The following is a 10,973-nucleotide window of genomic DNA, read 5'->3' on the forward strand; positions in this document are numbered from 1 at the left end:
CCCCGTGTGCCGCTAGAACCCGAGTTTGCCGAGTTGCTTCGGGTCGCGTTGCCAGTCCTTGGCCACCTTGACGTGGAGGTGGAGGTAGATGCGGGTGCCCAGGATGTGCTCGATCTGCTTGCGGGCGTTGGTGCCTACCTCTTTGAGGCGAGAACCGCCCTTGCCGATGATGATGGCCTTCTGGCTGGGGCGTTCGACGTAGAGCAGGGCGTGGACGTCGAGCATGCCTTCGGCGGAGCGGCGGCCCTCGGTGTCGGTGTCCTCGTTCTCCTCGCGTTCGAGGACCTCCTCGATCACCACGGCCAGCGAGTGCGGGAGCTCGTCGCGGACGCCTTCGAGGGCGGCCTCACGAATGAGCTCGGCCATCAGGACTTCCTCGGGCTCGTCGGTGAGTTCGCCGTCGGGGTAGAAGGCGGGGCCCTCGGGCATCTGGGCGGCGATGACGTCGATGAGGACCTCGACCTGTTCGCCCTTGACCGCGGACACCGGGACCACCTCGGCCTCGGGGCCGAGCAGCTGGGAGACGGCCATCAGCTGGTGGGCGACCTGGTCGCGGCTCACCTTGTCGATCTTGGTGACCACGCCGAGCAGGGTGGTCTTGGGGGCCATGGTCTTGATCTGCTCGACGATCCAGCGGTCACCGGGGCCGATCTTCTCGTCGGCGGGAATGCAGACGGCGATCACGTCCACTTCCGAATAGGTGTCGCGCACCAGATCGTTGAGCCGCTGTCCGAGCAGGGTGCGCGGGCGGTGCAGGCCCGGCGTGTCGACCAGGATGAGCTGGGCGTGCTCGCGGTGCACGATGCCGCGGATGGTGTGGCGGGTGGTTTGCGGCCGCGAGGAGGTGATCGCGATCTTCTGCCCCACCATGGCATTGGTCAGCGTGGACTTGCCGGTATTCGGGCGTCCCACGAAACACACGAAGCCGGAACGGAATTCGACCTCGTCACCCTGCTTGCCGCTCATTCGAAGACCTCCGATTCGGTGTCGAGATCGAGACTTTCCGGGACATCCCGCTCCCCCACCGCATTGCCGGCCTCGGCCTCCAGCACGTCGAAGACCGCACCCTTGGCGTCGGTGAAGATGATGCGCGCGGACGGCGACACCTCACGCGCCGCCGTCACACCCGGATCGGACAGCTTGCCCGCGACCACCACGGCCGCCTCGAAACCCGCTGCGCCACTGGAGATCGCGGCCGCGACGGCCGCCTGCAGCGCGGTCAGCCGCAGCGCCGCCAGCTCCACCGTCCCGGCCGCGTAGGTGCGGCCGTCGATATCGCGCACGGCCGCGCCGCCGGCGCCGCCGGTGCGGCCCATCGCGCCCCGGGCGAGCACCAGCAGCTTGCCGTCCTCGGCGTCCAGTTCAATCATCGGCCTCTCCGTCCTCGTGTGCGTCGCCGCTCGGGTTGCGTGCCGCGGGTTCGCTTTTCGTCTTCTCGGCCGGGCGCACCACCACCGTGTGGATGCGCATGCGGCCGCGCGCGTCGGCGCCGCCCTCGCCCTTCAACTGCAGGCCGTGAATGACGGCCTTGGAGCCGGGCAGCGGGACGCGGCCCAGAGCGTGGGCGAGCAGGCCGCCGACGGTGTCGACGTCCTCCTCCTCGATCTTCATGTCGAACAGCTCGCCCAGATCGTCCACCGGCAGGCGCGCCGACACCCGGAAGCGGTCGCTGCCGATCTGCTCGATCGGCGCGATCTCGTCCTTGTCGTACTCGTCGGCGATCTCGCCCACGATCTCCTCGAGAATGTCCTCGATGGTGACCAGGCCCGCGATGCCGCCGTATTCGTCGACCAGCAGCGCCATATGGTTGCGGCGGCGCTGCATCTCGTCGAGCAGCGCGTCCAGGGTCTTGGAGTCCGGCATGAACACGGCAGGCCGCATGACCTGCCGCACCTTCACCTTGCGACCCCGATCCGCGTACGGCACAAGGTCTTTGAGGTAGACGACGCCGAGAATATCGTCGACGTTCTCGCCCACCACCGGGATGCGCGAGTGTCCGGACCGCACCGCCAGCGACATCGCCTGCGCGGCGGTCTTTTCCGCCTCGATCCACACCATCTCGGTGCGCGGCACCATGACCTCGCGGGCGGGGGTGGTGTCGAGTTCGAACACCGACTGGATCATGCGGCGCTCGTCGGCGTCCACGACGCCGCGCTCACCGGCCAGATCCACCACCTCGCGCAGCTCGATCTCGGAAGCGAAGGGGCCGTTGCGAAATCCCTTACCGGGGGTGATCGCATTACCGATCAGGATCAGCAGCCGGCTGATCGGGCCCAGCAGCGAGCCGATCGCCTGCAGCGGCAGCGACGCGCCCAGCGCCAGCGAATACGCGTGCTGGCGGCCCAGCGTGCGCGGGCCCACACCGATGACCAGATAGTCGACCAGCACCATGACGGCCGCGGTGATGAGCAGTGCGGTGGCCTCGCCCAGCCAGTCCATCAGCACCGCCGCCAGCAGCACGGTCGCGGTGATCTCGCACGTGAGGCGCAGCAGCACCATGAGATTCACGTAGCGGGGCCGATCGGCGATGATGCGCGCCAGCCGTGCCGCCCCCGTGCGATCGGCGCGCACCAGATCCTCCACCCGGGCGGGCGAGATGGTGTTGAGCGCCGAATCCAGCGCCGCGAAGACGCCGCCCGCCGGGACCAGGACGATCGCCAGCAGGAGCAGAACGAATGAATTCACGCCGGGCCCAAGGGATCACCGGGGGTGTCGGTGAATCCGGTCTTGCCCAGCAGCCGCTGATCGCGGTCGGCCAGTTCCGCGCGGCGCAGCTCCTGGCGGACATGCTCGTACCAGCCCTCCAGCAGGGAGGCCTGCAGCGCGAACATCTCCTTCTCCTCCTCGGGCTCGGCGTGGTCGTAGCCGAGGAGATGCAGGACGCCGTGCACGGTCAGCAGCGCCAGCTCGTGATCCATGGCGTGCCCGGCCTTCTCGGCCTGCTGGGCCGCGAACTCCGGGCAGAGCACGATATCGCCGAGCATGGACGGGCCGGGCTCGGCGGCATCGGGGCGGCCGCCCGGTTCCAGCTCGTCCATGGGGAAGCTCATGACGTCGGTCGGGCCGGGCAGGTCCATCCAGCGCATGTGCAGGTCGGCCATGGTGTCGAGATCGACCAGCACCATCGACAGCTCGGCCGCCGGATGGACGTCCATCTGCCCGATCACGAAGCGCGCGACGCTGACCAGTTCTTCTTCGGATACCTCGATACCCGATTCGTTGGCGATCTCGATGCTCACCCGAACAGCCTAGTGGCCGGGCTCAGTGGCGGTCTCCCCGGCTCGCGGCACGCCGCTGCGCCCGATTGCCCGGATAGTGAACCGCCGCCGGCGGCCGCGTCTCCGACTCGAACCGCTCGTACGCGTCCACGATCGCCCCGACCAACCGGTGCCGGACGACATCCGCGCTGGTGAGCTCGGCGATGTGAATATCGTCGAGGCCGTGCAGGATCTCCGTGGCCGCCCGCAAGCCCGACCGTGAACCGTTGGGCAGATCGACCTGGGTGATGTCACCGGTCACCACGATCTTCGAGCCGAAGCCCAGCCGGGTGAGGAACATCTTCATCTGCTCGGCCGTGGTGTTCTGGGCTTCGTCGAGAATGATGAACGAATCGTTCAGGGTCCGGCCGCGCATGTAGGCCAGGGGGGCGACCTCGATGACGCCAGCCTGCATGAGCTTCGGGATCGCCTCGGGATCCATCATGTCGTGCAGGGCGTCGTAGAGCGGGCGTAGGTACGGGTCGATCTTCTCGTTCAGGGTGCCCGGCAGGAAGCCCAGCCGTTCCCCCGCCTCGACCGCGGGCCGGGTCAGGATGATGCGGTTGACCTGCTTGGTCTGCAACGCCTGCACGGCCTTGGCCATGGCCAGATACGTCTTACCGGTACCGGCCGGGCCCACCCCGAACACGATGGTGTGCGCGTCGATGGCGTCGACGTAGCGCTTCTGGTTGAGGGTCTTGGGCCGGATGGTCTTGCCGCGCCGGGACAGGATGTCCAGGCTCAGCACCTCCGCCGGGGAGTCCGAGGAGCCCTCGGTGAGCATGGAGTAGGTGTGCCGGACCGCCTCGGGCGTGACCACCCGATTGCGCGCGGTGAGCGCGACCAACTGGGCCACCACTCGCTCGGCCAGCGCGACATCGGCGGGCTTGCCGGTCAGCGTCACGGAATTGCCGCGGACATGGATGTCGGCAATGAGCAGGCGCTCGAGTTCACGCAGGTTCTCGTCAGCCGAACCCAGGAATCCGAACACCGACTCCGGTGCCAATTCGATGCTGGAACGAACGGTCCGCCCCGCCGGTCCGGAACCGTTGCCGTCGGCCCCGATGCCGACAGTAGGGATGCTCTGATCGCCGATTTCGCCTGGGTTTCTCAAAAGTGCCGATGCCCTGCTTTCCGGTCTCGATGGCGCACGCGTTGACAGAAGTTTACCGCCGCCCACCGACACCGCCCAGTGAATAAGCCGCTACCAGCAGGCGAAACAACGCCGCGTCATCCAACTGCCGCACCCCCGATTCCATTTCGTGCCGCAACCGGCCGCGGGCTACCAGCGCGGCGTGAGCGCGCCGAGGGCGCCGAGGGCGACCGCCGCGGCCGTGGACGTGCGCAACACGGTGGGGCCGAGCTGCACGACGTCGGCGCCGGCGTCGGTGAGGGCCTTCAGTTCCGAATCGTCCAGGCCGCCTTCGGGGCCGACGATGAGGATCACTTCGGGGACGCCCTCGAAAGACATTTCGGTCAAACGGAATTCGCCGGATTCGTGGAGGGCGGCGACCAGGGCGCCGTTCGCCTTTGCGGCACGGACCAATTCGAGCAGGTCACGGGTGGTGTGCAGGTCGGCTACGTCGGGGATGTAGGCGCGGCGGGATTGGCGGGCCGCCTGCTTGGCGGCGGCGCGCCACTTCTCGACGCCCTTGCGGGCCTTGGCTTCCCAGTTGGAGACGCAGCGCAGAGCCTGCCAGGGGACGATGGCGTCCGCGCCCGCCTCGGTCATGAGTTCGACCGCGAGTTCGGAGCGGTCGGATTTGGGGAGGGCCTGGACCACGGTCACCTGGGGCGTCCAGGGTTCGGCGACCCGCTTGGACAGCACCTTCAGCTCGAGGCGATCCTTCGCGGCCGCAACCACTTCCGAGTCGGCGAGGATCCCGTGCCCGTCGGAGAGGGTGAGGGCTTCCCCGACCCGGATGCGGCGCACCGTGGCGGCGTGACGGCCCTCGGGGCCGTCCAGGACCGCGGTCGCACCCGGTTCGGGGATGTCGTCGAGGTAGAAGACGGTGGCGGCCAACGGATCAGCGTCCGCTGAAGGATGCGCGCAGGCGCGCGAACAGGCCCGAGTTGTGCTCGGACTGAGCGGTCATCACCTCGGTGTGCTCGTTGACCCGCATACCCTTGTACTTGCGCAGCAGGTCGGCCTGCTTGGCGTCGAGCTTGGTCGGCACCACGATGTCGAGGTGCGCGATCAGGTCGCCGCGGGAGTTGGCGCGCAGCTTGGGCATGCCGTGGCCGCGCAGCACCGACGCCTCGCCGGGCTGGGTGCCCGCCGGGATGGTCAGCTCGACCGGGCCGTCGAGGATGGTGTCGATGACCACCGTGGTGCCCAGCGCCGCGTCGACCATGGGGACGCGGATGGTGCAGTGCAGGTCGTCGGCGTCGCGCACGAAGGTGTCGTGCGGCTGCTCGACGATCTCCACGTACAGGTCACCGGCCGGACCGCCGCCCGGGCCGACCTCGCCCTGTGCGGCCAGGCGCACCCGCATGCCGTTGGCGACACCGGCCGGGATCGGCGCGGCGATCTCGCGGCGCGAACGCACGCGGCCGTCACCACCGCACTTGCGGCACGGATCCGGGATGGTCTCGCCCGCGCCACGGCAGGTGGGGCACGGCCGCGAGGTCATGACCTGGCCGAGGAAGGACCGCTGCACGGTCTGCACTTCGCCCGCGCCGCCACAGGTTTCGCAGCGCACCGGCTTGGAGTTGCCGTTGGTGCCCGCGCCCTGGCACAGGTCGCAGAGAATCGCGGTGTCGACGGTCAGATGCTTGGTGACGCCGACCGCGCACTCCTGCAACGAGAGTCGGGTGCGCAGCAGCGAATCCGCGCCCGCCTGCACGCGACCGCGCGGCTTGCGCGCGCCGCCGCCGGAGGCGTTCATGCCGCCGAAGAAGGCCTCGAACACATCCCCGAGGCCGCCGAAGCCCGCCCCGGAGAACCCGCCGCCCATGCCGCCGCCGGATTCCAGCGGGTCGCCGCCGAGGTCGACGATCCGGCGCTTCTCCGGATCCGACAGCACCTCGTAGGCGGTGGAGACCTCGCGGAACTTCTCCTGGGCCTCCGGTTCCGGATTGACGTCGGGATGCAGTTCACGCGCCAACTTGCGGTAGGCGCGCTTGATCTCCTGGTCGGTCGCACCCTGTGCGACGCCGAGCAGTGCGTAATAGTCCCGTGCCACGTGCGCTCTCTAGTCCTGTTTCGTCTGCTTGCTCACCGTTCGGCGAGCACCTCACCGATGTATCGGGCGACGGCCGCCACCGAGGCAATGGTCCCCGGGTAGTCCATGCGGGTCGGCCCCAATACCCCCATGCCTCCGAGAACGGTACCGGGCATCCCGTAACCGGTGGAAACCACCGCCGTCCCACGCATCTGCTCGAGCTTGGTCTCCTCGCCGATCTGCACCGTCACGGTACCCGGGACCTGCGCCGCGGCCAGCAGCTTCAGCACGATCACCTGTTCCTCGAGCGCCTCGAGCACGGTGCGCAGCGAACCCGGGAAGCCGTTGCCGGCGAAGTCGGCCGCATTGCGGGTGAGGTTGGCGGTGCCGCCGAGGACCAGGCGTTCCTCGGGGTGTTCGACGAGCGTCTCGACCATGACCGTCGAGACGCGGATCAGCACGTCGCGCAGTTTGACGGGGGCGTGCTCGGGCAGTTCGGCGACCGAGGCGGAGGCGGCGGCCAAGCGCTTGCCCTCCATGGCCTTGCCGAGCATGCCGCGCAGGGCCGACAGATCGTCCTCGCTGATCAGCTCGCCGAGATCGACCAGGCGCTGATCGACGCGGCCGGTGTCGGTGATCACGACCAGCAGCAGGCGCGCCGGATTGAGCGCCACCACCTCGATGTGCCGGACGGTCGAGGCCGACACGGTCGGGTACTGGACCATGGCGACCTGCCGGGTCAGCTGGGCCAACAACCGGACGCCGCGACGCAGCACATCGTCGAGATCGACGCCGCTTTCCAGGAACTCCATGATGGCCCGGCGTTCCGCGTTCGACAGCGGCTTGACCTCGGAGATGTGGTCGACGAACTGCCGGTAACCCTTGTCGGTGGGGATGCGGCCGGACGATGTGTGCGGCTGGGCGATGTAGCCCTCGGCCTCCAGCACGGCCATATCGTTGCGGACCGTGGCACTGGACACACCCAGATTGTGCCGTTCCACCAGGGTCTTGGACCCGATGGGCTCTTTCGTCGCGATGTAGTCCGCGACGATGGCCCGCAGGACCTCGAGCCGTCGCTGTTCGGTGCTCGACATGAGCCCCACCTCCTCACTCGGCATCGGTTCGCGCGGACTTCCCGGAATTATCCACTCCAGTTTAGTTGCCTCCGCGCAAGTTGCTGTGCGACCGCCCGTCGGTGGCGTCCGGGCCGGTTCAGCGCAGACGCCGCGGCGGATCGCGGTGACGGGCGATCGACGGGTTCATGATTGCCCGGCGTGGGCGCGTCGAAACGTCCGCGGTGGGCTCGTTGTCAGCGGCCGGCGGCGGTCTCCACGAGCGCGGCGACCTCGGCCGGGTGCGAGACCAGACCGGCGTGCGAGGCGTCGATCGAGGAGATGTGCGCGCCCATCCGGTGGGCCATATCCCATTGGGAGGCAGGCGGAATCACGCGGTCGGCGGTGGAGACCAGATACCAGCTGGGGGTGGTCGACCACGAGGGCGGGCCGGACGGTTCGAGATTGGCGGTGAGCGCGAGCGAATGCTGGCGGGCGGCCATGCCGGCGGCGGTGGCGGGATCGACGTCCTGCGCGAAGACATCTCGGAAGCTGGCCGGGTCGACGTAGGCGTCCACGTTCTTGCCGGCGATACCGTGCGGGTCGTCGACCACCGTGGGGCGCAACGCCAAAGTCAGCTGGGAGCCCGGGTATTGGAGCGGATTCAATTCCGCCAGCGCGAACTCGCCCTGCGTCGGCGCGAAAGCCGCTACGTAGACCAGGGATTCGACGTTCGCGTCGTGCACATTGCTGATCACCGTGCCGCCGTACGAATGCCCCACCAGCACAATGGGTCCCGCGACGCCGTCGAGCGTGCGCTGTACAGCGGCCGCGTCGTAGGCGGGACCGCGCAACGGGTTCTCCGGCGTCAGCACGGTGTAGCCGTCGTCACGCAGCCGCGCCGCCACCCCATCCCAGCTCGAGGAGTCGGCGAACGCCCCGTGCACGAGCACGATGGTCGGCAACGGGTCGGCGGCCGCCTGGCCCGCGCCGAGCATCGCACCGGCGGCCAGCAGCGACGCCGTTGCGGCCGCCCACAGCTTGCGGGCGCGCCGACGGCGGTTTCGACCGCGCTGCCGCGCGCCGGATTCGTGAGCGAATTGTGCGACTGACTTCGACATGAAATGTCCTCGGGCCGAGGGATATTGCGGTGCGCACGCAGGCGCGGGCCGCGGCCTCGAGATCACCGGCCGCGCAGAACGAAACGGCAGTACGAGCAGATCGCCTGCCAGTCTATGCGCCGGGCACCCCATTCGATCAAGGGTTGTGTCGTCTTCCCGAGTCAGCTCAGCAGTGTGCGCACTACGCCGTCGGCCAGCAGGCGACCGCGGTCGGTGAGGATGAGGCGATCGCCGAGCTTCTCGGCCAGTCCGTCGGCGATGACGCGGTCGGCGGCGCGGCGGCCGTCGGCGTCGAGGTCGGTTAGGGGCAGGCCGGTGCGGAGGCGGACGGTCAGCATGACTCGCTCGGTGTAGCTCTCCTCGTCGGTGAGCGACTCCCAGCCGGCGGCGGGCAGACCGCCGGCGATCACCCGATCCGCGTAGCGCGCAGGGTGTTTCACGTTCCACCAGCGGACGCCGCCGACATGGCTGTGCGCGCCGGGGCCCGCGCCGAGCCAGTCGCCGCCGTCCCAGTAGCCGAGATTGTGACGGCAGCGGCCCGCGTCGGTGGCGGCCCAGTTGGAGACCTCGTACCAGTGCAGGCCGGCGGCCGTGAGGCGGGTGTCGATGCGTTCGTAGCGGGCGGCGAGGACATCGTCGTCCGGTGCGGGCAGTTCGCCGCGGCGCACGCGGCGGGCCAGGGCGGTGCCGTCCTCGACGATGAGCGAGTAGGCGGAGACGTGGTCGACGCCCGCGGAGAGCACGGCGTCGAGGCTGGCGTCCAGGTCGGCGTCGGTCTCGCCGGGAGTGCCGTAGATGAGGTCGAGGTTGACGTGGTCGAATCCGGCCGCCCGCGCCTCCCGCGCGGCCGCCACCGCCCGGCCCGGGGTGTGGGTGCGGTCGAGGATCTTCAGCACATGCTGGGCGGCGGACTGCATGCCGAGGGAGATACGGGTGTACCCGGCCGCGCGCAGGCGGTCGAAGAACTCCGGCGAGGTGGATTCCGGATTCGATTCGGTGGTGACCTCCGCGCCGGGCGCGAGCGTGAAGTTCTCGCGAATGGCGTCGAGCACCCCGGCCAGTCCGTCCCCGCCGAGCAGCGATGGCGTGCCGCCGCCGACGAACACCGTCTCGACCGCAGGCGCATCCGACGGCAGCTCCTCGAATTCCTTTGCCGCCGTGGCGAGTTCACCGCGCAGCGCCTCGAACCAGGATTGTGGGGACGAGGAGCTGCCGAGTTCGCCGGCGGTGTAGGTGTTGAAGTCGCAGTATCCGCATCGGGTCGCGCAGAACGGCACGTGAATGTAGATCCCGAACGGCCCGCCGCCGAAGTCGCGCAGCACCGGCACCAGCGAGTCGTCGGTGGCGGGCGCGCGGTCGGGAACGGTCGAGGTCACCCCTCCAGTGTGACCGGTTGCGTCGGTCACAGCGCACTCGCCCGCGCCGCGCGCCCGCCGACCCAGCGCGCGGGCTCGAATCCGGGTACATTCCAGGGGATTTCGGTGAGCCGGGTGGAGGCTCCGGGATGCGGATGGGGATCCGATGATCGAGGTGCCGCGGCACGATATCGACGCCAGATCGATTCGGGAGGTGGACGCGGGGTCGGTGGCGCCGGTCGTGTCCCTGGCGCGGCTGCCCGCGCGACCCGACGGCCCCAACTTCTCCCGCTCCATGGACGGCACCCTGCTGGCCCGCATGCTCGTGACCGATCCCGCGGCTCAACGCCCCCGCACCTGGTGTTTCGCCCACGCCACCGAGCAGACCGTCACGCGCCGCTTCCGCGCACCCGGCATCGAATACGGCTTCGACCGCCACGGCAAGGTCTCCGGCTGGCGCGCCGCCTTCTGGTGGGCGCTCATCGCCCGCGACGTCGACGCCATGGGCGAGCTCGTCGACTACCCCGTCGACCGGCTCCGCGAATTCGGCAACGGCGCCTTCGACGACTACCACTACGAATGGGCCGCCCTCCTGCAGCAGGCGTGGCGCTACGGCCCCAAAACCGTCTACGCCGCCACCCGAGCCCTCCCCGTCACCAGCCGCCTCGGCGCCCAGCAGGTCACCGAATTCCTCCACCGCCCCGCCCTCGACCTGTTCCTGCGCCTGGCCGACGGCGACTCCGAAGGCTTCGACTGGCAACTCACCCAATCCCTCCGCCTGCACCGCACCTTCTTCGACACCCCCACCTGGTGCCACGACCCCGAAGCCGTCTTCTCCCTCCCCCTCCTCGCCCTCTGCTGCTGGGCCCGAGACCTCGGCTACCGCACCCCCCTCCGCTCCCCCTACCTCCCCGCCACCTTCATAGACCGCCCCGACTGGCCCCACTCCCCCGAACTAGCCGACGAACTCTCCCGCGTCGAATCCGCCCGAACCCGCGCCACCGGCTGACCCCACCCATCGAAA

General features: G+C 69.3%; 11 protein-coding genes. 1 reads left to right on the forward strand and 10 read right to left on the reverse strand.

All coding sequences use genetic code 11. From position 1 onward, the window contains the following. Positions 1-12: 12 nt before the first annotated feature. From era to hemW, 10 genes are all read right to left on the reverse strand, one after another. Positions 13-966 (reverse strand): GTPase Era, encoded by a 954-nt coding sequence (gene era, locus D7D52_RS23700; RefSeq protein WP_120739744.1) that lies wholly within the window; start codon positions 964-966, stop codon positions 13-15. Continuing rightward, complete coding sequence (locus tag D7D52_RS23705) at positions 963-1,370, reverse strand: cytidine deaminase (protein WP_120739746.1); 408 nt, start codon at positions 1,368-1,370, stop codon at positions 963-965. The genes era and D7D52_RS23705 overlap by 4 nt, the downstream gene beginning before the upstream one ends. Continuing rightward, entirely contained in the window at positions 1,363-2,685 is a 1,323-nt protein-coding gene (locus D7D52_RS23710) for a hemolysin family protein (RefSeq protein ID WP_120739749.1), read from the reverse strand. Before D7D52_RS23710 ends, D7D52_RS23705 begins: the two co-directional genes overlap by 8 nt. Beyond that, entirely contained in the window at positions 2,682-3,239 is a 558-nt protein-coding gene (gene ybeY / locus D7D52_RS23715) for an rRNA maturation RNase YbeY (RefSeq protein WP_120739751.1), read from the reverse strand. Before ybeY ends, D7D52_RS23710 begins: the two co-directional genes overlap by 4 nt. 22 nt (positions 3,240-3,261) lie before the next feature. Next, positions 3,262-4,338, reverse strand: coding sequence for a PhoH family protein (locus D7D52_RS23720; protein WP_120744407.1), 1,077 nt, complete (start codon positions 4,336-4,338; stop codon positions 3,262-3,264). A gap of 201 nt (positions 4,339-4,539) precedes the next feature. Further along, positions 4,540-5,280 (reverse strand): 16S rRNA (uracil(1498)-N(3))-methyltransferase, encoded by a 741-nt coding sequence (locus D7D52_RS23725; RefSeq protein WP_120739753.1) that lies wholly within the window; start codon positions 5,278-5,280, stop codon positions 4,540-4,542. Positions 5,281-5,284: 4 nt separating this feature from the next. Continuing rightward, the gene (dnaJ, locus tag D7D52_RS23730; protein WP_120739755.1) at positions 5,285-6,442 is read right to left on the reverse strand and encodes a molecular chaperone DnaJ; all 1,158 of its coding nucleotides are present in this window, start codon (positions 6,440-6,442) and stop codon (positions 5,285-5,287) included. Positions 6,443-6,474: 32 nt separating this feature from the next. Next, positions 6,475-7,515, reverse strand: coding sequence for a heat-inducible transcriptional repressor HrcA (gene hrcA / locus D7D52_RS23735; protein ID WP_120739757.1), 1,041 nt, complete (start codon positions 7,513-7,515; stop codon positions 6,475-6,477). Between the two features lie 215 nt (positions 7,516-7,730). Further along, on the reverse strand, positions 7,731-8,471 hold the full coding sequence (locus tag D7D52_RS23740; protein WP_246024048.1) for an alpha/beta fold hydrolase: 741 nt from the start codon (positions 8,469-8,471) through the stop codon (positions 7,731-7,733). Positions 8,472-8,755: 284 nt separating this feature from the next. Next, positions 8,756-9,925, reverse strand: a complete 1,170-nt coding sequence (hemW, locus tag D7D52_RS23745; RefSeq protein ID WP_246024049.1) for a radical SAM family heme chaperone HemW — start codon at positions 9,923-9,925, stop codon at positions 8,756-8,758. Positions 9,926-10,115: 190 nt separating this feature from the next. On the opposite strand from hemW, the gene D7D52_RS23750 reads away from it, so the two are divergent. Further along, positions 10,116-10,958: an immunity 49 family protein gene (locus D7D52_RS23750; protein WP_120739763.1), complete on the forward strand. Its 843-nt coding sequence runs from the start codon at positions 10,116-10,118 to the stop codon at positions 10,956-10,958. The last annotated feature ends 15 nt before the right edge of the window (positions 10,959-10,973 follow it).

The organism is Nocardia yunnanensis (assembly GCF_003626895.1).
Classification (GTDB): domain Bacteria; phylum Actinomycetota; class Actinomycetes; order Mycobacteriales; family Mycobacteriaceae; genus Nocardia; species Nocardia yunnanensis.